A 19,922-nucleotide genomic window follows, 5' to 3' on the forward strand; every position below is an offset into this window, starting at 1 on the left:
CTAGACGGGCGGGTAGGCCGGCGGCGGGTAGCCGTTGCCGGACTCCACCCCGCGCAAACCCCAGGTCAGATAGCTGAAGAAGAACTCGATCTCGTCGCTGCCGTCGTAGTCAGGAGTGGGGTCCATTCCTTCGCCTCTCTCGTCGCGACTGGGTCCGAAAATCGAGTCTAGTCCCATCCGGGTCGCAGCGACAGGCGGCATCGCCCGTAAACTGTCCAACCAGTTGATTGGTAAATGTCGCGCCGGGTGCTGTTCGACCGGGGCGGCAGTGACGAATAGCGAGTACCGATGCCGTCCGAAACTGGCCTGACACGCCGCGAAGAGTTGCTGGCCGTTGCGACCAAGCTGTTCGCCGCCCGTGGCTATCACGGCACCCGGATGGACGACGTCGCCGACGTGATCGGCCTGAACAAGGCGACCGTCTATCACTATTACGCCAGCAAGTCGCTGATCCTGTTCGACATCTACCGTCAGGCGGCCGAGGGCACCCTGGCCGCGGTGCACGACGATCCGACCTGGACCGCCCGGGAAGCGCTGTACCAGTACACCGTCCGGCTGCTGATGGGCATCGCCAGCAACCCGGAGCGGGCCGCGGTGTACTTCCAGGAACAGCCCTACATCACCGAGTGGTTCACCAGCGAACAGGTGGCCGAGGTCCGCGAGAAGGAAGCCCAGGTCTACGAGCACGTGCACGGCCTGATCGACCGGGGGGTCGCCAGCGGCGAGTTCTACGAGTGCGACTCGCACGTGCTGGCGCTCGGCTATATCGGGATGACGCTGGGGAGCTACCGCTGGTTGCGGCCGAGTGGACGGCGGTCGGCCAAGGAGATCGCCGCCGAGTTCAGCACGGCGCTGCTGCGCGGTCTGATTCGCGACGAGGGGATCCGCACCACCGCTCCGCTGGGACCGTGACCGTCCTGCTCAGTTGAAGATCGGCGGGATGATGTGCAGGACGTTGCCCAGCGCGCCCCCGACCGTCGACAGCAGCGTCACCGGCGGCTGGCTGAACTGCGGACCGAGGTAGAAGTTCAGGCCGGGGTTGGTCGAGGGGACCCAGGGATAGGCGTCCGGGAAGTGCTCGGGACCCCAGAACCCGGCCTCCACGCCGATCTCCACCGCCGCGCCGTAGGGGCCCATCCACAGACTCTGGCCCAGGTGGTACGCGACGGCAAACGGGTTCGGGATGTTGATCAACCCGGCCGGAGTCGGCAGGTCGGCGTAGCCGTAGTCGGAATAGCCCAGGTCGACCATCACCCGCAGGGCCGGCTGGAAGATGTCGGCGATCGGCGGACCGGCGTAGGGGATGTCGCGGATCGGTTGTAGCAGCGGCAGATCCTGCGTCAGGAACATGTAGTACTTGGTGGCACCGTCGTAGCCGGGCGAGGTGGGCAGCTGGACCGCGTCCAGAGGATTCAACGTCGGGTACTGGTTGTGCACGTAGAAGTAGCCCATCAGCGCGTTGACGTCGGCCAGGATATTGGTCGGGTACTGCGGCGCATGCGCGACGCCGTCGTATTGCGCGGTGTAGATCAGGGTCTCGTACGGGTTGTTGGCCGGCGTCGCGCCGTTGAACGGCACGTCCAGGATGGGCAGGTAGAAGCCGGGGAAGCGGGCCAGCAGGCCCCCGTTCGGGTTGTTTCCGGCTGCCGCCATGATGAACGACAGCTCATCGTGGTACGGCGAGCCGTTCGCCATGAGGTTCAGGATCTCGTTGTTGATGATCGACGCGCTCTGCGAATAGCCGAACACGACGGGACTGTTGCCGAAACCGATCTGCGATTGGATCGCGCTGTGCAACGCGGCGACACCTTTGGCGACCGACTGGCTGTACGTCATGGTGCCGATGTCGGGGGTGACCGGCCAGAACTGTTGCGGAGTGAGTAAGCCGAAGGAAGGTACGCCCGAATAAAGTCTGCCGAGCCAATTCGTGCGGATGTCGTCGATGTACTCCTGAATGGGCAGCGGATTGTTGGTGCCGCCCATGATCAGCGCGACGTTGGTGGCTGCCGCCGGCAGCGCCGCTCCCGTCGTGGGGCCGACCAGTGCCTGGACCGCCGCAGCCTCGGCCTGTGCGTAGGCATTGCTGGCTGCGGCCAGCGTGCGGGTGAATTCGCTCTGGAAGGCGCCCAGCTGGCGCACGACTGCCTGGTATTCGGCGCCGTAGGCGTTGAACAGCGCGCTGACGGCGGCCGAAACTTCATCACCGGCCGCGGCGAGCAGTCCCGACGTGGGGCCGGCGGCTGCGGCGTTGGCCGCCTGGATGGCCGCGGCGATGCCGTCTACGTCGGTGGCCGCAGCTGCGAGCGTGTCGGTCGTGGCAAGCAAGTAGGACATTTCCCCCGTCCTTCCCCTACCCGAGACCGCGGGTAGTAGGCACCCTCAGAGGGTAGAACGGTGCCGCCGGGTATTTCGGCGTTTCGCGACAGCAGTGCCATCGGAACCCCTTCAAAAATTATGGACTACTGTCTGGAAAAGTTCGGATCTCTTCTGGGCCCTACGGACGGAAGGACAGTCATGGCGATTCGTGTCGCCCATGTCGGCACCGGAAATGTCGGCGGGTTGGCGCTGGCCGGACTCATCACCAATCCGACGTTCGAGTTGACCGGGGTATGCGTGTCCACTCCGGGAAAAGTCGGTAAGGATGCCGGCGAACTCTGCGGAGTCGGCCTGGACGCCCCGGCGGAGACCGGGATCAAAGCCGTCGACGACCTCGACGCACTGCTGGCCACCCGACCCGACTGCATCGTGTACTGCGCCATGGGTGACACCCGGTTGCCGGACGCGATGGCCGACGTGATGAACATCCTGGCCGCCGGGATCAACGTCGTCGGGTCGTCGCCCGGGCTGCTGCAGTACCCGTGGGGCGTGATGCCCGAGAAGTACATCGGTCGGGTGGAAGCCGCTGCGCAGCAGGGCAATTCGAGTATTTTCATCACCGGCGTGGACCCTGGCTTCGCCAACGACCTGGTCCCGTTCGCACTGGCCGGCACCTGCCAGCGCATCGAGCAGGTGCGGTGCATGGAGATCCACGACTATGCCAGCTACAACGGCGCGGAAGTGATGCACTACATGGGGTTCGCCCGGCCCATGGACGAGATTCCGATGCTGCTGCAACCGGGTGTGCTCAGCATCGCCTGGGGAACCGCGATCCGACAGTTGGCGGCCGGCCTGGGCATCGAGGTCGACGAGATCACCGAGTCCTACCAACGTGAACCGGCGCCGGAGGACTTCGACATCGCCGTCGGCCACGTGGCCGAGGGCACCGTCGCGGTCCTGCAGTTCGAGATACGCGGCCTGGTCAAGGGACACCCGGCCATCGTCATCGAGCACATCACCCGGCTGCGTCCGGATCTGCGGCCGGATCTTCCGCAGCCCGCCGCGGGCACCGGCTCGTACCGGGTCGAGATCACCGGCGAACCGTCGTACGCCGTGGACATCGTGCCGACCAGCCGCAAGGGCGACCACAACCACGCCGCGATCGCCGGCGCTGCCGGCCGCATCGTCAACTCCATCCCGGATGTGATCGCCGCCCCACCCGGCATTCGGAACACGCTGGACCTGCCGCTGGTCACCGGCACGGGCCTGTTCGCGCCGCCGGATCCAGTCGCCACATAACCGAAAGGACTCTCAATGGAACGACCGGGACGGGTCGAGGGCAAGGTCGCGCTGATCAGCGGCGGCGCCCGCGGAATGGGCGCCGAGGACGCGCGGCTGCTGGCCGCCGAAGGCGCCAAGGTGGTGATCGGCGACATCCGAGACGACGAGGGCAGCGCACTGGCCTCCGAAATCAACGAAGCAATCGGTGACTCGGCGCGCTACGTCCACCTCGACGTCACCCAACAGGACCAGTGGGAAGCAGCGGTCGCCACCGCGACCGGCGAATTCGGGAAGCTCGACGTGCTGGTCAACAATGCCGGCATCGTCGCGGCCGGGCCGTTGCGCGCGTTCCGGATGGACAAGTGGCAGCAGGTGCTCGACGTCAATCTGACCGGCACCTTCCTGGGCATGCGCGCGGCCGTCGACCCGATGACCGAGGCCGGCGGCGGGTCCATCATCAACGTGTCCTCGATCGAAGGGATCCGGGGCGCGCCGATGGTGCATCCGTACGTCGCGTCCAAGTGGGCGGTGCGGGGCATCACCAAGTCGGCGGCACTGGAACTGGCGCCGCTCAACATCCGGGTGAATTCGCTGCACCCCGGCTTCATCCGCACCCCGATGACCGCCCACCTGCCCGAGGACATGGTCACCATTCCGCTGGGACGTCCCGCCGAGGCGCGCGAAGTGGCGACCTTCGTGGTTTTCCTGGCCAGCGACGAGGCGTCCTACGCGACGGGCAGCGAGTTCATCATGGACGGCGGCTTGGTGACCGACGTGAACCATAAAGATTTCAGCGCTGGATGACCGCGGCGGGTCTGGCCGGCGCGTTGCGGGATGTGGTGGGCGCCAATCACGTCGTCACCGATCCCGACGTGCTCGCCGGTCGCAGCGTCGACCACACCGGACGGTACCGCGGTCGTGCCAGCGCGCTGGTACGCCCGGGTTCGGCCGACGAGGTCGCGCAGGTGCTGCGGGTGTGCCGCGATGCCGGCGCCTTCGTGACCGTGCAGGGTGGCCGGACCTCGCTGGTGGCCGGCGCCGTTCCCGAGCACGACGACGTGTTGTTGTCCACCGAAAGGCTCTGTGCCGTAGGTGATGTCGACTCGTCGGAACGCCGGGTGGCGGCCGGTGCCGGAGCCACCCTGGCGGCGGTGCAGCAGGCCGCTTCGGCGGCGGGCCTGGTGTTCGGCGTCGACCTGGCGGCCCGCGCTACCGCGACCGTCGGCGGGATGGCTTCGACGAATGCCGGCGGGTTACGCACGGTGCGCTACGGCAACATGGGCGAGCAGATCGTCGGTCTGGACGTGGCGCTGCCCGACGGGACAGTGCTGCGCCGGCACAGCCGGGTGCGCCGGGACAACACCGGTTACGACCTGCCCGCGCTGTTCGTCGGCGCCGAAGGCACCCTGGGCGTCATCACCGCGCTGGACCTGCGGCTGCACCCGACCCCGGCGCACCGGGTGACGGCGGTCTGCGGGTTCGACGATCTCGCGGAGCTGGTCGACGTTGGCCGGCAGTTCGCCGAGGTCGACGGGATCGCCGCGTTGGAGATGATCGACGGCCGGGCCGCCGCGCTGGTCCAGTCCGAGCTCGGGGTGCCTCCGCCGGTGCCCGGTGACTGGTTGCTGCTGGTGGAGTTGGCCGCCGACCATGATCAGAGCGAGCGGTTGGCTGAGTTGCTCGACGGAGTGCGGTTGTGCGGGGAGCCGGCGGTGGGCGTGGATGTGGCTGCGCAGCAACGGTTGTGGCGTGTCCGGGAATCACTGGCCGAGGTATTGGGCGGGCACGGGCCGCCGCTGAAGTTCGACGTGTCGCTGCCGTTGTCGGCGATCTCTGATTTCGCCTGTAGGGCAGTGGAGTTGGTGACCGGTTCGGTTTCCGAGGCGCTGCCGTTGCTGTTCGGCCACGTCGGCGAGGGCAACCTGCATTTCAACGTGTTGCGCTTTCCGGCGGACCGCGAGGACGAGCTGTATGCGCAGATGATGGACCTGGTCGCCGGGTGCGGTGGCAACGTCAGCTCCGAGCACGGGGTCGGCACCCGCAAGCGGCCGTATCTGGGTATGTCCCGCGAGGCGGCGGATATCGCGGCGATGCGGACACTGAAGGCGGCGTTGGACCCGACGGGTTATCTCAATGCGGCGGTGCTGTTCTCGCGCGAGCAGACGTAAAAGCCCCTAAAAAGCGCCCCCTCAGGGGGCTTTTGCGTCTGCTCGCGCACCGAGGTTGCCGGGCTAGTCGGTGTTCTTGATGCCGACGGCGTGCCGCAACTGCGCCAGGAACTGGTCGGCGTCGTCGCTGCGAACCACGTAGTGCGAGATGGCGATTCGAATGACCGTTGCTGCCTTGACCGCGGCGTTGGGGCCCGGGATTAGCCGTTGCAGGCCTGCGCGCATCTCCGGGATCACCCCACCCATTTGCGAGATGACGTGTTCGGGTTCGATGTCGACCATCCGCACACCGGAGTAGGAATATTGGAAGTCAACGATGAATCGCATTGCGGCGTCGAGTCTTTCGACACCCTTGAGCCCGGCGGTGGCTTTAGCTATGCCGCTTTCGAAGACCTCGCGTTCGTAGCGGGAGAACGCCGACATCAGCTCCTCTTTGGAGGCAAACCAGCGGTACAGCGTAGGCCTGGACACCCCGGCCTGGGTGGCGACCTCGGAGAGGCTGAGCTTGGTCTTGCCGCTGCGCGCCAGCACCTCAGCGGTGGCCGCCAGGATGCGCAGTCGCGTGGAACTGTCGGACTCGAAGGTGTCCATTTCAGAGGCTTGAGTCATGACTGCACCTTCGGCGGCTTAGGCGGTCGGGGCCGTACCAGCACCGACTGCTGGATGGCCCCGACCGCACCCGTTTCGTCGAACAATGACCCGATCGTCGTGCCGATCCCGTCGGGCCCGTAACTTGTCTCCGCTCGGATCCCGATCCAGTCCCCGTCCGGGACCCGGAACACGTGCACCGCCAGATCGGTGTTGAGGAAAGTCCATTTGCTGATGTCCAGCGTGCTGCCGATGCCGTTGGCGCAGTCAGCCACCGCGAACAACCGTTCCAGCGGGGTCATCGCCTCACCGGCGACCAGGTCGGCGATCGGTCTGATCCAGGATTCACCGCCCCCCGGGGCCAGCGGCTCGGTCAGCCACAGCCATTCCAGGCTGTGCACGTAATTGCGGTCCCAGCCCTGCGCCTTCATGTTGCGTTCGCGCGCCTCGGATCGTGGGCGCGGCAACAGGATCGACGCGTGCGCGACCGCCTGTGTGCCGAGTTGTTGCAGTCGCCAACCGCTGGCGCGGGCCACCGGCCGGGGCTGCCCGTCGGGACCCGGCGCCAGCATCTCGGCGGTCACCAGTTCGATCTGCTTGCCCCCGCGCTCGATCCGGGATCGCATCCACAGGTCGCCGTCGGCAGGGACCGGGCCCAGCAGGTCGACGACGACGCGACTCAGCCGGGTGTCGTCGCGCGCCTCGCAACGCTCCAACCCGCGCACCAGCAACGCCGACACCGGCGCACCGTGCTGGATCGTGGCCGACCAGGTGCCCCGAGCCAGGTCGGTGGCCCGGAACTGCTCGCCGTGCGCGCCATCGCCTATCAGCTCGTAATACGAGTCGGACATTCATTCACCTTTTCGTGTCACGGCAGACCTTACGTTCAGGGCAGGCCGGGAATCTCGACCCGCACGGCGTCCAACCGCGACAGCCGGGTGCCCACCAAGCGCTTGGGATAAGCATCGGTGCTCGACAGTAGAAACAGGGTGCGCCGCTCCGGGCCGCCCAACGCGCAGGCGATCGCCACCCGGTCTTCCATGTCAACACGGTCAGTCACCTCGCCGCCGGCAACGATCCGTTCGAACTGGTGGGCCAGCGTCATCGCCGCCCACACCCCACCCTGCGCATCCAGCGCGATGCCGTCCGGGGGACCGTCGAGATTGTCGGCGAAGACCCGGCGGTCGTGCAAGGCGCCGTCGTCCCCGATGCTGAACGCGGTCAACCGCCGGCCGACCGACTCGGCGACGATCAAGGTCCTGCGGTCTTCGGTGATGACCATCCCGTTGGGGAAGTCGAGGTCGTCGGCGACGACGACGGCGCGGCCGTCCGGATCGAGGCGGATGATCAGCCCGCCGTGGAATGCCTGCGATCCGATGTAGGCGCGTCCGGAGTCGTCTACGACCATGTCGCCGAGGCTGGCCGGGGCGAGCTCGGAGAGGTCGGCGACAGGGACGACGGCCTCGCCGTCGTAGCTCAGCACCACCCGGTCTTCGGTCGACACGATCAGCAGCGAGCCGTCGGGCCGGAACCCCAGACCCGCAGGCGTGCGACCCGGCAACGGCACCGTGGTCAGGGAGCCGCGCATGTCCACGGTGTGAACTGCTTCCCCGAGCATGTCGGAGAACCAGAGCAATCCCTCGAACCAGCGCGGACCCTCGCCGAAGCAAAAGCCGTCGGCGAGCGGGGCCGCCGCCGAGCCTTTACAAATCACTGCAGAAGTGTCATGCACTGCGGGTATCGCTGTCAACGCGCGTTGTGGCCGCAGACCCTTACCTAGCTTTACAAACAATGCGCAAACTGTCACGCTGGGCGAGAGCTGCCGGAGCAAGAGGTGAACGCATTGACGACAGAATCTGACCAGGCCCAATGGTCGGTCGCGGGCCTGCTGGATCTTTTCGCCGTGCAGGCCATCGACGGAGTTGATCGCTACGCCGCCGAGACCGGGCTGCCCGGGCAGGACGGCCGGCAGGTGGTGGAAGGCACCCAGGTGGTAGCCCAGGCGATTGTGGCGGCGGCAACCCGGTTCCAGGGCAAGTCGGTGCGATCGGCGCACGCGGTCTTCGCCCGCGCGATCATGGTCGGGCCGCCGATCGAACTCGTCCTCGACGTGCTCAACGAGGGCAGGTCGACGGCGACCGCGGTCATCTCGGTGTACCAGAACCAGAAGCGCTGCGTGGTCGTGACGGTTCTGACCGATGTCCCGACCGAGGACGTGATTCGCCATCACCAGCCGCGACCCGAGGTCGCCGCGCCCGCGGACGCGAACGTGTCGGAGATGCCGATGATCGGTCGGGAACTGCGCCTCGTCGACGTGGTCGACGTCAACAGTCCCGACGAGGTCGGACCACCTGAATTGCACGCCTGGTTGCACTACGACCCGATCCCTTCCCGGGACGACCTCGCCAAGGCATTGATCGCGTATTTCACTGGCCACCTGGGGATTTCAACGACTATGCGCGCCCATGAGGGCATCGGCACCGCCCAGGCGCACTTGACCGTCTCCACCGCGCCGATGTCGATCTTCGTCTCATTCCATGAACCGGTGCGCTGGGACGGCTGGCTGCTTTACAGCCACGAGAGCACCCAAGTGGGTGCCGGGATGTCCTATGTGCGCGGCACGGTGCATACCGAGGGCGGCGAGCTGCTGTGCTCCTTCGCGCAAGAGGCACTGATCCGCCCGTTACGCACCACCGACACGTCGATCGACGCACGGGCACGGTTCTGAATCCCATGCGTTTCACCGTCACTCACCCGATGCACAGTCATCCGTACAACCCGGAGCTGATCTCTGGGGCCGGTATCGCGACGGTCGCCGCTGCCGTCGAACAAGCCGGTATACACGGCTTCGGCTTCACCGACCACCCGGCGCCATCGCAGCGCTGGCTGGAGGCCGGTGGTCACGATGCGCTGGATCCCTTTGTCGCACTCGGGTATGCGGCCGCCCGGACGACGACGTTGCGGTTGATCCCCAACATCGTGGTGCTGCCCTACCGAAACCCGTTCGTGGTGGCCAAGTCCGGGGCAACATTGGACGTGCTGTCGGGTGGTCGTTTCACGCTGGCGGTGGGAGTCGGTTACCTCAAGAAGGAGTTCGCCGCGCTCGGTGTGGACTACGACGAGCGTGCCGAGTTGTTCGAAGAAGCGCTCGAAGTCATCCGCACCGTGTGGACGTCTGACAATATCTCTTTTGAGGGCAAGCATTTCACCGCGCGTGGCATCACCGCGCATCCGCGCCCTTCGAGCCATCCGCACCCGCCGATCTGGGTGGGCGGCAACACGACCACGGCTCGTCAACGGGTGGCTCAATTCGGCGACGGCTGGTGCCCATTTCCCGCACCGGCGGGCCTGGCTCGTACCGCGGGCACCGCCTCCATCGACTCCATGGACAAGCTCGCCTCCGGTATCGACGATCTGCGGCGCCGGTGTGAATCTCTGGGCCGCGACTGGTCGGCGGTGGATGTGACGTTCACCAACTTCGACGGCGGCAATCCGGCGACCGACGACTTCAACGCCGATGCCTATTTGGGTGGCCTGGAAAAGCTTGCAGCACTGGGTGTTACGTGGGTCACGGTGCATCTGCCCGGCGACAGCCTGACGCACATCCTGGAAACCATAGACCGGTTCCGCTCTTCGGTGATCGATGTGATCTGAATGGACTTCTCGCGAGTAGAACTCTCCGCCGACGACCAGGCCTTCTACGATCGGACTCAGGCGTTGGTGACGTCGCTGGTCACCTCCGAGGTGTTGGCGCGGAATCGTGAGTTCGGCGAAAACTTCGATGAGAAGGTACATCTAGCGCTCGGCGAAGCCGGCTATCTGGCCGCAGATTGGAACGACGAGTCCGACGGCGGGTTCAGTCCGGTGCGCCGGCGGATCTTCAATCTGGAAATCGCGCGGGCGCACACACCGTGGTACCACTGGGGCACCACATCGGTGGTTGCGCACCTGGTGCAACAGTTCGGGGCCCGGGAACTCGCCGAGAAGGTATTGCCGGGGGTGCTTTCCGGCCACATCCGGTTGTGTCTGGGTTACACCGAGCCGGAGGGTGGGTCGGACGTCGCCACCTGCAAGACCCGCGCGGTACGGGAGGCGGATGGGTCTAGCTGGATCATTAATGGCTCCAAGATGTTCACCTCCAACGCGCAGAACGCGAAATACGTATTCCTGCTCACCAACACCGACCCGCAAGCACCGAAACACCAGAGTCTCACCATGTTTCTGGTGCCGCTCGACTCGCCCGGGATCGAGATCCAGGGCATCCGCACGCTGGACGGTGACCGCACCAACATCGTCTTCTACAGCGATGTGCGAGTCGACGACCTCTACCGCATCGGTGAAGTCAACGGCGGCTGGACGGTGATGCGGGCAGCGCTCGACTCCGAGCACGGCCTCACCGAAACCGAAGACCATGGCCTGCAGGATGTTGCGGCGATGGTGATGCAGGGCATGCTGATGGCTGAGGCGCTGGACGGGGTGGCCGGCTTGGTCGATGTGGACGACGGGGGCGTGGCATACCGACTCGGGCGCAGTTGTGCGCAAATCGAGGCTTCGCTGTCCACCCCGGGGATGTATGGCCGGGTCGCGATCGCGCAGACGATGCGGGATATCTCCCGGGATCTGATGGAACTCCTTGGTCCGGCGTCGGTGCTGCCGACGGATGCCAAGGGATCACCCGATGATGGTGCGACCGAACAGGTTTCGCGACTGGCGGTGCCGGTGGGCATCTACGGCGGCTCGTTGGAGGTGTTCCGCAATATGATTGCCCAGCATGAATTGCGGCTGGGGCGGCCCGCCTACGGTAGTTCGGCCTCCACCTCGGCCTGAGCGGCATCGAAGCTGAAATAGCCTTTGATGGGCCGAGTTTCGGGCAGCGGGTCCTCGTAGCTCCAGGCAACTTCTCTGCCGGCTGCTGCCCAGTACGTCGCGAAGCCCTTGTAGTTGCAGTAGGTGGCGGTGTCGGTCTTGCGCAGCAGGTCGGTGCGCACGTGTTGTGGTGATACGTAAAGCCTTGCTGGCAACGCGGTTTCAAACACTGCGACCGTGTCGTCGGTATCGACCAAGACGGTGCCGTCAATGCTTACGCTGAGGCGCCGATTAGTCGGACGGCAGTCGACACGGTGATACGGATTCGGCGGGTAGTGGACCAGTTTGCGCCCCTCTTCGAACCAGGTGTCCACGGCGTCCCAGGGCACGTGCCGGTAACCCGGTGCCTCGGGTTCGGGCTCGCTGGGTAGGTCGGCGACCGCATCGGCGGGGAAGGCGTAACTGAGCGGGCGGTCTGGCCGGTGTACCAGCAGGGCCTTCTCGGTGTCGATGACGGTGCGGCCGTTGATGATTGCCTGGATTCGACGCGGATGCGGCTCGATGTAGATAACTTTGGCGGGTATCGGCGGAACGAAGCGTCCGGCCGGGTTGCTGCTCAACGGACCGTGGCCAGTTACCAGACTCATGGGCATGTCTCCGATCTCGACGGAGGTCGAGGTGTTAGGGAGAGCATGCTCAGTTAACCCGCCGGCTCAGAGGCCGGCCTTGTTGTGATCGACGCACGCCTGGTAAGCGCGCTTCCAGCTGCTCTGTGGCGGCATCAGTACGACTGGCGTGCGCGTTTGGACACCGTTTGCGAAGAAGTATGCGGAGTGCAGACCGTCCTTGAACACCCACTCGTAGGTGCCCTTGCGCCCCGTCCCGATTGAGTACTCAGCGCCATCGGAGCGGCGCAAAAAATCACGGCCTTTGCCAGGATTCCAACTGAGCTTCAGAGATGACGGAGTGTTGTTGGCGGCCATTTGTTCCTCCTCGGCATACGCATCTGCCGACCGGTCCCGTGTATCTGCACGGCTATCTTAACGACGGCCAGGCGTCCAATGGTCTACGCGAATGAACGGAGGGCGTCCGTGAGCGGAGGCCGCGCCCGGCGGCGTTGCGACCGGACCAGGCCGGTGGCCTGATGCGTCATGGTGATTGACTTTGAGGGTAGAGGGCTTAACGGCAACAGTGTCGTTCTCATTGACTGCATACGGGGTTGGGCCTGAATGGTGCCGCAAACTGACTGCAGGACAGGCGCATTATTCGTGACGAATCCGATTTCGACAGGCGGCGCAACCCCCGCGGGTCGCATCCCTGGAACTGCCACCATGAACTTTGACATCACAGGAATTGTCACACCCACATGGCACAATCGAATGTATGTTCGATGAGTTCGAGGACCTGAGTGCCAATGCGCTGGTGGCGAAGGTGGAGTCGTTACAGCGCGAAGAGTCGGTGCTGATGGCTCAGCAGATGGCAGCGGTGGCCGCGTTGTTGCGACACCGGCTCGACGCCGTACAAGAGCGCGATGAGGAACGTGGGTACGCCACTATGGACGGGTATCACCTAACGTCGGCGGACGTAGCTGCGGCGATGAACCTGTCGCCGATGGCCGCCAGTTTCGTGGTGGGTTACGCCGAGACTCTCGATACCCGGCTACCGGAGATCGCCGAGCTGCTGGCCCAAGGGTTGACCGACTGGCGGACCGTACGGTTGATCATTACCCGCACCGAGCTGGTCAACGACGACGAAGTGATTGCCCAGTTGGATCGGTCGCTGGCCAAACGGATCGGTAGGTGGCACGGCTGGTCTCGGCGGCGCATCATCAACGCCGTTGATGCCGCGGTCCGCGCTGCGGATCCCGATGCCATCCATGAGCAGCGCCAGGCCAAAGAGGACGAACGCCATATCGTGGTGACCGCGACTGAGGACGGGGTGGCCGAGCTGCGCGGCAAGGTCACCACGCCGGTAGCGACGGCGTTCGATCAGCGGCTTTCGCAACTGGCCAAAGGCGTATGCCCCGGGGATCCACGCACGATGGATCAACGTCGAGCCGACGCGCTGTGGTCTTTAGTCATGGGGAGCCGGCTGGCGTGCGGGTGTGGACAGCCCGACTGCCCGGCAAAGACCGAGAAGGCCGCCGATCCCGCGGGTGGGGCGCGGGTGGTCATCAACGTGATCGCCACCGATCAAACCGTGGCCCGCACCGGCGCCGAACCGGGTTATCTGGAGGGCTACGGGGTGATCGACGCCGAGCAGGTACAGCAGCTGGTGGCCACCGCAGCACTACATGTGATCAACCCTTACACCACTCCGGCGCAGGCGCTGGCCTATCAGCCCCCGGCCTCGTTGGAGCGGGCAGTACGGTGCCGCGACCTGACCTGCAGGTTTCCCGGATGCGGGCGACCGGCGATGCGTTGCGATCTTGACAGAGAAGATGGGTTGTCGCTCGCGGTGGCGGTCTGACTCTGACTTCGATTGACGCCGGCGGTTGTCTTTGTGTGGATCTGTCGGCCCCTGCCGCGGGTGACGCGCTTGACGTCACCGACGCGACGGCTGTGACTTCATAGGAGCTTGCGCCACAAGCTGCCCATTTCTGTCTTGTCCAACCGTCAACGCCGGTGGCGCCACCCATCCACCGGAACAGAGGACGGCAGGTATAAGCATGACAAGCCAAGCGGGCACTCGTCACATCGTCGCTGGAATCGATACCCACAAGTCGACGCATCACGGCGCAGCGCTCGACGCAAGTACTGGAAAATTGTTGGGCGATCGTGAATTTCCTGCCACCCGGGCCGGCTACCGCCAGCTCTACACATGGATGTGCTCGTTTGGGTCGGTCGTCAAGGCCGGAGTGGAGGGCACCGGCTCTTATGGTGCGGGTCTGCAGCGCTATTTGCAGTCTCAAGCGGTGACAGTGATCGAGGTGTCGCGGCCGAACCGCCAAGATCGTCGCCGGCAGGGCAAGTCTGACCCGATCGATGCGATTAACGCCGCACGTGCGGTCATAAGTGAGCTGGCAACGACCACGCCCAAGTGCCGAGACGGCTATGTCGAGGCTGTGCGTCAGATCCGTGCGACCCGGCGCGGCGCGGTCAAAGCACGCAGGGCCGCACTGGCTCAGATTCATGGCCTGCTGTGGTGCGCCCCTGAGGAGTTGCGTACGAAATTGGCTGACTATGACCGTGCTGCCCTGGTGGTACGTTGCGCCCGGCTGCGCATTCCTCGCACCCACTCACTCGATGATCCCACCGTCGGCGCCCGTCGGATGCTGCGCAGGTTGGCCAAGCGAATCCAAATGCTTGACCTCGAGATCGCCGACGCAAACGCCGAACTCAGCGCCGTTTTGACCCATCACGCACCCAACCTGCTGGCCGTCAATGGCGTAGGCACTGAAGCCGCCGGGCAACTTCTTACCACCGCCGGCCAAAACATCGATCGGCTCAAATCCGAGGCATCTTTGGCGCGACTATGCGGCGTTGCCCCCATCCCAGCAAGCAGCGGAAACACCAGCCGCCACCGCCTACACCGCGGCGGCGACCGCAGCGCCAACAGCTCGATCCACCTGATCGTCGTCAACAGACTTCGCTGGCACGAGACAACCAAGCGCTACGTCGAACGTCGAACCCAAGAAGGTAAAACCACCAAGGAGATCATCCGTTGCCTCAAACGCGCAGTAATCCGCGAGCTCTACCGCGCACTTCAAGCCGATTTGAACCCGCCAGCAGCCACCCTTGACGGTGCATAGGAGCATCCACACCGTCCCGTTCAACCACCAGAACCCCGAAGCCGGCGGACGCACGGTGTTCGAAAACCTCAAATGCCTGTGCCGCCAGCACCATCGGCTCAAAACCTTCGGTGGCTGGCGAGATCAGCAACTGCCTGACGGGACGGTGGTGTGGACCTCGCCTCTGGGGCGGACCTATCGAACCTCACCCGCCGGAGTCGATCTGTTCCCGACAGTCGGTCGCCCACCCTGTGCGCCGCCGACACCGAACCGGCGCAGCCGGTCCAAGCAACGCGCGAGCCGAATCATGCGGGCTCGCAAGCATAATCGAGAATTCCGCCCGATCAACGAGCAACGTCGCGAGCTGGCCCAAGCCCGCAAACAGGAGATCGCCGACCGGCGTTGGCGAAATCACATGCGCGACATGTTGCTCCTCTTCAAAGGCGGCGCGCCCAGCACCAGCCCGTTCAGCACCTGGATCAACGACCCCCGCGAACCCGAAGACCTCCCGAAGGACTGGGCACCCGAGACACCACCCCACGAACTGCTGCCCGACGAACCTCCGTTCTGACGCGGCTGACGAAAGTCAGCAGGTCAGCGTCAGCGCGAGTCGTAACACTAGCTCTCCAAAGCACTCGCGCAGGAGTCAAGGATCGCTCGAAAGTTCCACGGGAATAGCCGGGAGGTGACGGCTTCCAGTGCCTTCCCGCCCGAGTGAAGTGGGTGCGTATAGGTGGTCGACCAACGCACATGGGTGCCGTCGCCGGACGGGGTCAGAGTCAGCGTCCCGCCCTCGTGCTTGAAACCAGGGAAAGAACGGATGATCCGATACGAGTAGGTCCTCGGCGGGTCGTACGCGGTGATTTCCTCGCGGAGCCACATGCCGACAGCGGTAGCCTGCCGAAGTGCGCCTACGCCGGGCTGCGAGGAATTTTTCGCCCATCCAGCTCTGAGGATCAAAGGAGCGGTCGTCAGGTCCGCGGGGTCGGCAAGCCAGGAGAAGACACGCTCCGGCGATGCTCTGATCGTGCGCTCCACGTTGATCGTGACCATGTGACTCCCTGCGCGATCGGTTACCGGCCCGAACGATGTTAGGCCCGTGCGCATCGTGGATGGCCCGCTGGTCAATTCCGCTCCTTCGCGGGGCTCTGCGGAATCGCCTGCGGGGCCGCTCATCTCTAACGGCGGCGCGCCCAGCACCAGCCCGTTCAGCACCTGGATCAACGACCCCCGCGAACCCGAAGACCTCCCCAAGGACTGGGCACCCGACACACCACCCCACGAACTGCTGCCCGACGAACCTCCGTTCTGACGCGGCTGATTAAGGTCCCTGTCATGGCTGGACCGATGGAGGGCACCAAAGTCGTAGAGCTCGGGGTATGGGTCGCCGGCCCTGCGACCGCGGGCATCTTGGCCGACTGGGGCGCCGACGTCATCAAGATCGAACCGCCCACCGGTGACCCCGGACGGTTATTCGGCCGGATGCTGGGCTGCGATCTCGGGGTGAACCCGCCGTTCGAGATGGACAACCGGTCCAAGCGCAGCGTCGTCCTGGACCTGACGACCGTTGCCGGTCGCGAGACCGCATTCGAATTGCTCTCCGACGCAGATGTTTTCGTCACCAACGTCCGGCCCGCAGCGTTGCAGCGGTTGGGGCTGGACTACGAGACGGTGTCGACCCGCAATCCGATGTTGGTCTACGGCCTGATCACCGGCTACGGCGAATCCGGGCCGGACGCCGACCGCGCCGCTTTCGACGTGGCCGCATTCTGGTCGCGCGGCGGGATCGCCCACCTGCTTACCCGGCCCGGCGACACCCCACCGTTCCAGCGCGGCGGCATGGGTGATCATTCGGCCGGCATGACGCTGGCCGCGGCTGTGTGCGCGGCGCTGCTGGCCCGCGCTCGCACCGGCGAGGGCCAACTGGTGACCACCTCGCTGTACCGGCAGGGCGCGTACACGGTGAGTTTCGACCTCAACACCTATCTGCTCACCGGTCAACCGATTGCGATCGGACAACGCACGACCATGGGCAATCCGTGCATGAATAACTACGCAGCGGGCGACGGCCGCCGGTTCTGGATTGTCGGACTGGAAGTCGACCGCCACTGGCCGGCGCTGTGCCGGGTGGTGGGCAAGCCGGACTGGCTTACGCAATACCCCAGTGCCCGCGCCCGCGCCGAGAACGCCGTGCAACTCATTGCCGGCCTGGACGAGATCTTCGCGACCAGGCCGCTCGACGAATGGGCTGAACTCTTCGCCGGCGAACCGGACTTCTTCTGGTCGCCGATCAACTCCCTGGAAGACATCGTCGCCGACGAGCAGTTCCATGCCGCCGGCGGGATCGTCGACGTACCAGCTGGTGAGGCGGGTGTGCCGATGGTGGCCACGCCGGCGGACTTCCACGGTACGCCCTGGTCGCCGCGCTGGACGGCGCCAGAACTGGGCCAGCACACCGACGAGGTGATTGCCGAGCTGGCGTCTCGCCGCGACTCCTGAACGCAGCTGGGAGCTTTACAAAACTACGCAAAAGTGTCACGCTGTGCACAGCCCATGACAAGCGCGACAGGTACGGATTGATGGTCATTTCAACAATCAATGTGACGAGCGCGGCGCGACGCACTCGCGACGACGGCCAGGTCCTACGGCACCGGCTCGACGTGGTGGCCGCAGGCGCTGATGACGTCGTGCAGACGACCGGAGGCTGGCTCTTTGACCGGGTGATGGCCGGCTGGGAAGTCAACGTCATGCTGCCCCGGGGCTACGATCCCCGGCCGCTGCGCATTCTGGGAGTGCGGGTGCTGGACCTGGAATCCGACTTCGACATGACGGGCCCGATGGGCCAGGGTCTGGCCGTCAGCGCCGAGGCTCTCGCGGCCTACGACTGCGTCCGCGAGATGGTGCGGCAGGCCCTGGGCAATCGCGTCACCGGAGTCGCCCTGTGGGGCGAGGGCTGGCCGCTCGGGGTCAGCCGTGGGCTGACCACCACCCGCTACCAGCTCAGTGCCGCCGCCCGGGCATTCAAAGGGCAGGCGCTACGCGCAGCCGGAATACCTTATCTCTCAATAGATCCCATTGAAACACTGCTGACCGACTCGGCTTGGCTGGGCTAGCCGGGGATGAAAAAGTACTACCGGCACACACTGCTCTACCTGCACGAGACGATCGACCTGGGCGCCGGCCGCAGCGACCGGTTCACCGAAGTGTTCAGCGACACCTACCAACCGATGATGGAAGACCTCGGTGCCCGGCTGTTCGCGATCTGGGAGTCCACCCCCTTCAACGGCCACTGGCCCCAGGTCACCGTGATCTGGGAGATCGACGGGTTCTCCGACTACGCACGCATCGGCGCCGCGCAGGCCCGCGGCGGCAGCCATGAGGCGGCAGCCGGGAAGTGGTCGGCGTTCCTGTCCGACACCGGCGCCAAAGGAGAGGGACGCATCATGTACGCGGGCCCGAGCAACCGGAGTCTCGCGCAACTCACAGAAGCCAATTTCAGTGCGAGTCTGGTGATTCAGGAGATCATGCAGACCAAGCCCGGTCGGCAGGACGACTACATCCGCGAACTGGAACGGCTCTACGTCCCGTGGTCGGAGAGCACCGGCAAGTACTGGCTCGGCTCCTTCACCACCACCTTCCGCTTCAACGAGGTCATCCACTACTGGGCGCTCGAAGGCGGCTGGGAATGCTTCGCCAACCACTACCCGTCGTGGAAGGACAGCCCACCGGCGGAGATCGTCACCTGGATGAGTGTCGCGCCCGCTCTGCGCGACGGCTGGGAGGATTCGATCCTGCAGGCGCTACCACCGTCGCCGTTGCAGTGACAGATTTCCGGTACGACCCCTTCGACCCGCAGGTGATGGCGAACCCGCCGGTGTACTACCGCACCCTGCGTGACGAATACCCGGTGTATTACATGCCGCAGTGGGATACGTTCGCGCTCTCCCGGTTCGACGACATCTGGCGGGTACTGGAAGTCAACGACGGGACGTTCGTCGCATCGGAGGGTACGTTGCCGCCGGCCTCGGTGCTGGCCAAGCACAACGACGGGCCGGTCGCCGATCCACCGTTGCACCCCTTGCCATTTCACGCCGTATTCGACGCGGACCTGTACGGTGAGATACGCCGTGCACACTCCCAGCCGTTCCGGCCGCGGTCGGTCACCGCGCTGGAGACCCGCATCCGCTCGCTGGCCAACGAACGCCTCGACCTGCTGTTACCGCGCGGCGAATTCGATCTCACCCAGGAGTACGGCGGTATCGTCGCGGCGTCGATGGTGTGCGATTTACTGGGCATATCAACAGATCTCGCGCCGCAGGTGTTGGCGGCGGTCAACGCCGGCAGCCTCGCCCAGCCCGGCGAAGGTGTCGACACCGCCGAATCCCGGCCCAACTACCTGCAATTCCTGATTCCGGTGGTGGAACGTCACCGGGAAGGTGGCGGCAACGTCTTGCCGATCGTTGATGGCCTTCTCGCTTATCAACTGCCCGACGGTAGCGGGCTCAGCGACATCGAGGTGGCCACCCAGATGTTGTGCGTCTTCATCGGCGGCACCGAGACAGTGCCCAAGATCGTGGCTACGGGGCTGTGGGAGCTCAGTCGACGCCCCGATCAGATGGCCGCGGTCCGAGCAGATCTCGCCGCCAACGTGCAGATCGCGCGGGAAGAGATACTGCGGTACTGCGCACCCGCGCAGTGGTTCGCCCGCACTGCGCGCAAACCCTTCACGATTCACGGTCAGACCATCGAACCCGGACAACGGGTCATCACGTTGCTCGCGTCGGCGAACCGGGACGAACGGGAATATCCGGACCCCGACGAATTCATCTGGGACAGGCCGATAAGACGTTCCCTGGTGTTCGGCCGCGGCCAGCACTTCTGTCTCGGTTTCCATCTCGCGAGATTGGAAGTTTCTGTGCTGCTTGAGGAATGGCTGCGCCGCGTGCCGAACTTCGAGATCCAGGACGACAGGGCGACCCGGCTGCCGTCGAGTTTCCAATGGGGCTGGAACAACTTGCCGGTGGAGGTTTGAC

21 protein-coding genes and 2 pseudogenes are annotated in these 19,922 nt (G+C 65.1%); 15 read left to right on the top strand and 8 right to left on the bottom strand.

What is annotated here, in order from left to right:
* Window positions 1–126 carry a hypothetical protein gene (locus tag AC5Y5Z_RS15320; RefSeq protein ID WP_463827924.1) on the bottom strand — a complete coding sequence of 42 codons (126 nt, stop codon included), beginning with the start codon at window positions 124–126 and terminating at the stop codon, window positions 1–3.
* A gap of 162 nt (window positions 127–288) precedes the next feature.
* Between AC5Y5Z_RS15320 and AC5Y5Z_RS15325 the strand changes: the two genes are divergently transcribed.
* Window positions 289–912 (top strand): TetR/AcrR family transcriptional regulator, encoded by a 624-nt coding sequence (locus tag AC5Y5Z_RS15325; protein ID WP_463827925.1) that lies wholly within the window; start codon window positions 289–291, stop codon window positions 910–912.
* A gap of 9 nt (window positions 913–921) precedes the next feature.
* On the opposite strand, the gene AC5Y5Z_RS15330 is transcribed toward AC5Y5Z_RS15325, so the two are convergent.
* The gene (locus AC5Y5Z_RS15330) at window positions 922–2,334 is read right to left on the bottom strand and encodes a PE family protein (protein ID WP_463827926.1); all 1,413 of its coding nucleotides are present in this window, start codon (window positions 2,332–2,334) and stop codon (window positions 922–924) included.
* Window positions 2,335–2,514: 180 nt separating this feature from the next.
* On the opposite strand from AC5Y5Z_RS15330, the gene AC5Y5Z_RS15335 reads away from it, so the two are divergent.
* Genes AC5Y5Z_RS15335 through AC5Y5Z_RS15345 form a run of 3 tightly spaced genes read left to right on the top strand, consistent with a single transcriptional unit; the run spans window position 2,515 to window position 5,765 of the window.
* Window positions 2,515–3,615 carry an NAD(P)H-dependent amine dehydrogenase family protein gene (locus AC5Y5Z_RS15335; protein ID WP_463827927.1) on the top strand — a complete coding sequence of 367 codons (1,101 nt, stop codon included), beginning with the start codon at window positions 2,515–2,517 and terminating at the stop codon, window positions 3,613–3,615.
* Window positions 3,616–3,630: 15 nt separating this feature from the next.
* Entirely contained in the window at window positions 3,631–4,401 is a 771-nt protein-coding gene (locus tag AC5Y5Z_RS15340) for a glucose 1-dehydrogenase (RefSeq protein ID WP_463827928.1), read from the top strand.
* Entirely contained in the window at window positions 4,398–5,765 is a 1,368-nt protein-coding gene (locus AC5Y5Z_RS15345) for an FAD-binding oxidoreductase (protein ID WP_463827929.1), read from the top strand. Before AC5Y5Z_RS15340 ends, AC5Y5Z_RS15345 begins: the two co-directional genes overlap by 4 nt.
* A gap of 63 nt (window positions 5,766–5,828) precedes the next feature.
* Here the strand turns inward: AC5Y5Z_RS15345 and AC5Y5Z_RS15350 are convergent, their stop codons facing one another.
* From AC5Y5Z_RS15350 to AC5Y5Z_RS15360, 3 genes are read right to left on the bottom strand one after another with little or no spacing between them, the layout of a single operon-like run.
* Window positions 5,829–6,374 (bottom strand): TetR/AcrR family transcriptional regulator, encoded by a 546-nt coding sequence (locus tag AC5Y5Z_RS15350; protein WP_499926010.1) that lies wholly within the window; start codon window positions 6,372–6,374, stop codon window positions 5,829–5,831.
* Entirely contained in the window at window positions 6,371–7,204 is an 834-nt protein-coding gene (locus AC5Y5Z_RS15355; protein ID WP_499926012.1) for a thioesterase family protein, read from the bottom strand. Before AC5Y5Z_RS15355 ends, AC5Y5Z_RS15350 begins: the two co-directional genes overlap by 4 nt.
* Window positions 7,205–7,239: 35 nt before the next feature.
* A complete protein-coding gene (locus AC5Y5Z_RS15360) occupies window positions 7,240–8,064 on the bottom strand; it encodes an SMP-30/gluconolactonase/LRE family protein (protein ID WP_499926160.1) in 825 nt (274 codons plus the stop codon).
* Window positions 8,065–8,196: 132 nt separating this feature from the next.
* On the opposite strand from AC5Y5Z_RS15360, the gene AC5Y5Z_RS15365 reads away from it, so the two are divergent.
* From AC5Y5Z_RS15365 to AC5Y5Z_RS15375, 3 genes are read left to right on the top strand one after another with little or no spacing between them, the layout of a single operon-like run.
* On the top strand, window positions 8,197–9,081 hold the full coding sequence (locus AC5Y5Z_RS15365; protein ID WP_499926014.1) for an acyl-CoA thioesterase: 885 nt from the start codon (window positions 8,197–8,199) through the stop codon (window positions 9,079–9,081).
* Between the two features lie 5 nt (window positions 9,082–9,086).
* Complete coding sequence (locus AC5Y5Z_RS15370) at window positions 9,087–10,007, top strand: LLM class F420-dependent oxidoreductase (RefSeq protein WP_499926016.1); 921 nt, start codon at window positions 9,087–9,089, stop codon at window positions 10,005–10,007.
* The gene (locus tag AC5Y5Z_RS15375) at window positions 10,008–11,180 is read left to right on the top strand and encodes an acyl-CoA dehydrogenase family protein (RefSeq protein ID WP_499926018.1); all 1,173 of its coding nucleotides are present in this window, start codon (window positions 10,008–10,010) and stop codon (window positions 11,178–11,180) included.
* Here AC5Y5Z_RS15375 and AC5Y5Z_RS15380 read toward each other — a convergent pair.
* Together AC5Y5Z_RS15380 and AC5Y5Z_RS15385 are read right to left on the bottom strand one after the other, a co-directional pair.
* Window positions 11,150–11,806 carry a DUF427 domain-containing protein gene (locus tag AC5Y5Z_RS15380; protein WP_499926020.1) on the bottom strand — a complete coding sequence of 219 codons (657 nt, stop codon included), beginning with the start codon at window positions 11,804–11,806 and terminating at the stop codon, window positions 11,150–11,152. The genes AC5Y5Z_RS15375 and AC5Y5Z_RS15380 overlap by 31 nt on opposite strands.
* Window positions 11,807–11,872: 66 nt before the next feature.
* Complete coding sequence (locus AC5Y5Z_RS15385) at window positions 11,873–12,142, bottom strand: hypothetical protein (protein WP_499926022.1); 270 nt, start codon at window positions 12,140–12,142, stop codon at window positions 11,873–11,875.
* 400 nt (window positions 12,143–12,542) lie between these two features.
* Between AC5Y5Z_RS15385 and AC5Y5Z_RS15390 the strand changes: the two are divergent.
* From AC5Y5Z_RS15390 to AC5Y5Z_RS15400, 3 genes and pseudogenes are all read left to right on the top strand, one after another.
* Window positions 12,543–13,592: pseudogene (locus AC5Y5Z_RS15390) on the top strand (DUF222 domain-containing protein); the annotation flags it as partial.
* 235 nt (window positions 13,593–13,827) lie between these two features.
* The gene (locus AC5Y5Z_RS15395; RefSeq protein ID WP_499926024.1) at window positions 13,828–14,910 is read left to right on the top strand and encodes an IS110 family RNA-guided transposase; all 1,083 of its coding nucleotides are present in this window, start codon (window positions 13,828–13,830) and stop codon (window positions 14,908–14,910) included.
* A 7-nt stretch (window positions 14,911–14,917) separates the two neighbouring features.
* A pseudogene (locus AC5Y5Z_RS15400) lies at window positions 14,918–15,460 on the top strand (HNH endonuclease signature motif containing protein); the annotation flags it as partial.
* A gap of 47 nt (window positions 15,461–15,507) precedes the next feature.
* On the opposite strand, the gene AC5Y5Z_RS15405 reads toward AC5Y5Z_RS15400, so the two are convergent.
* Window positions 15,508–15,942 carry an SRPBCC family protein gene (locus AC5Y5Z_RS15405; RefSeq protein WP_499926026.1) on the bottom strand — a complete coding sequence of 145 codons (435 nt, stop codon included), beginning with the start codon at window positions 15,940–15,942 and terminating at the stop codon, window positions 15,508–15,510.
* Window positions 15,943–15,988: 46 nt separating this feature from the next.
* Between AC5Y5Z_RS15405 and AC5Y5Z_RS15410 the strand changes: the two genes are divergently transcribed.
* The 5 genes from AC5Y5Z_RS15410 (at window position 15,989) to AC5Y5Z_RS15430 (ending at window position 19,921) form a co-directional block, all read left to right on the top strand.
* Window positions 15,989–16,201, top strand: coding sequence for a hypothetical protein (locus AC5Y5Z_RS15410; protein WP_499926174.1), 213 nt, complete (start codon window positions 15,989–15,991; stop codon window positions 16,199–16,201).
* Window positions 16,202–16,224: 23 nt separating this feature from the next.
* Window positions 16,225–17,388, top strand: a complete 1,164-nt coding sequence (locus AC5Y5Z_RS15415; protein ID WP_499926028.1) for a CaiB/BaiF CoA transferase family protein — start codon at window positions 16,225–16,227, stop codon at window positions 17,386–17,388.
* Between the two features lie 80 nt (window positions 17,389–17,468).
* Entirely contained in the window at window positions 17,469–18,002 is a 534-nt protein-coding gene (locus AC5Y5Z_RS15420; protein WP_499926030.1) for a hypothetical protein, read from the top strand.
* A 6-nt stretch (window positions 18,003–18,008) separates the two neighbouring features.
* Window positions 18,009–18,713, top strand: a complete 705-nt coding sequence (locus AC5Y5Z_RS15425) for an NIPSNAP family protein (protein WP_499926032.1) — start codon at window positions 18,009–18,011, stop codon at window positions 18,711–18,713.
* Between the two features lie 35 nt (window positions 18,714–18,748).
* On the top strand, window positions 18,749–19,921 hold the full coding sequence (locus AC5Y5Z_RS15430) for a cytochrome P450 (protein WP_499926162.1): 1,173 nt from the start codon (window positions 18,749–18,751) through the stop codon (window positions 19,919–19,921).
* Window position 19,922: the final 1 nt, after the last annotated feature.

The organism is Mycobacterium sp. NGS29 (genome assembly GCF_059812965.1).

What these genes read in the sequence shown, in the direction of transcription:
- AC5Y5Z_RS15320 (WP_463827924.1), bottom strand. Translation starts at nt 126, where the DNA reads ATGGACCCCACTCCTGACTACGACGGCAGCGACGAGATCGAGTTCTTC.
- AC5Y5Z_RS15325 (WP_463827925.1), top strand. Translation starts at nt 289, where the DNA reads ATGCCGTCCGAAACTGGCCTGACACGCCGCGAAGAGTTGCTGGCCGTT.
- AC5Y5Z_RS15330 (WP_463827926.1), bottom strand. Translation starts at nt 2,334, where the DNA reads ATGTCCTACTTGCTTGCCACGACCGACACGCTCGCAGCTGCGGCCACC.
- AC5Y5Z_RS15335 (WP_463827927.1), top strand. Translation starts at nt 2,515, where the DNA reads ATGGCGATTCGTGTCGCCCATGTCGGCACCGGAAATGTCGGCGGGTTG.
- AC5Y5Z_RS15340 (WP_463827928.1), top strand. Translation starts at nt 3,631, where the DNA reads ATGGAACGACCGGGACGGGTCGAGGGCAAGGTCGCGCTGATCAGCGGC.
- AC5Y5Z_RS15345 (WP_463827929.1), top strand. Translation starts at nt 4,398, where the DNA reads ATGACCGCGGCGGGTCTGGCCGGCGCGTTGCGGGATGTGGTGGGCGCC.
- AC5Y5Z_RS15350 (WP_499926010.1), bottom strand. Translation starts at nt 6,374, where the DNA reads ATGACTCAAGCCTCTGAAATGGACACCTTCGAGTCCGACAGTTCCACG.
- AC5Y5Z_RS15355 (WP_499926012.1), bottom strand. Translation starts at nt 7,204, where the DNA reads ATGTCCGACTCGTATTACGAGCTGATAGGCGATGGCGCGCACGGCGAG.
- AC5Y5Z_RS15370 (WP_499926016.1), top strand. Translation starts at nt 9,087, where the DNA reads ATGCGTTTCACCGTCACTCACCCGATGCACAGTCATCCGTACAACCCG.
- AC5Y5Z_RS15375 (WP_499926018.1), top strand. Translation starts at nt 10,008, where the DNA reads ATGGACTTCTCGCGAGTAGAACTCTCCGCCGACGACCAGGCCTTCTAC.
- AC5Y5Z_RS15380 (WP_499926020.1), bottom strand. Translation starts at nt 11,806, where the DNA reads ATGAGTCTGGTAACTGGCCACGGTCCGTTGAGCAGCAACCCGGCCGGA.
- AC5Y5Z_RS15385 (WP_499926022.1), bottom strand. Translation starts at nt 12,142, where the DNA reads ATGGCCGCCAACAACACTCCGTCATCTCTGAAGCTCAGTTGGAATCCT.
- AC5Y5Z_RS15395 (WP_499926024.1), top strand. Translation starts at nt 13,828, where the DNA reads ATGACAAGCCAAGCGGGCACTCGTCACATCGTCGCTGGAATCGATACC.
- AC5Y5Z_RS15405 (WP_499926026.1), bottom strand. Translation starts at nt 15,942, where the DNA reads ATGGTCACGATCAACGTGGAGCGCACGATCAGAGCATCGCCGGAGCGT.
- AC5Y5Z_RS15415 (WP_499926028.1), top strand. Translation starts at nt 16,225, where the DNA reads ATGGCTGGACCGATGGAGGGCACCAAAGTCGTAGAGCTCGGGGTATGG.
- AC5Y5Z_RS15420 (WP_499926030.1), top strand. Translation starts at nt 17,469, where the DNA reads ATGGTCATTTCAACAATCAATGTGACGAGCGCGGCGCGACGCACTCGC.
- AC5Y5Z_RS15425 (WP_499926032.1), top strand. Translation starts at nt 18,009, where the DNA reads ATGAAAAAGTACTACCGGCACACACTGCTCTACCTGCACGAGACGATC.
- AC5Y5Z_RS15430 (WP_499926162.1), top strand. Translation starts at nt 18,749, where the DNA reads ATGGCGAACCCGCCGGTGTACTACCGCACCCTGCGTGACGAATACCCG.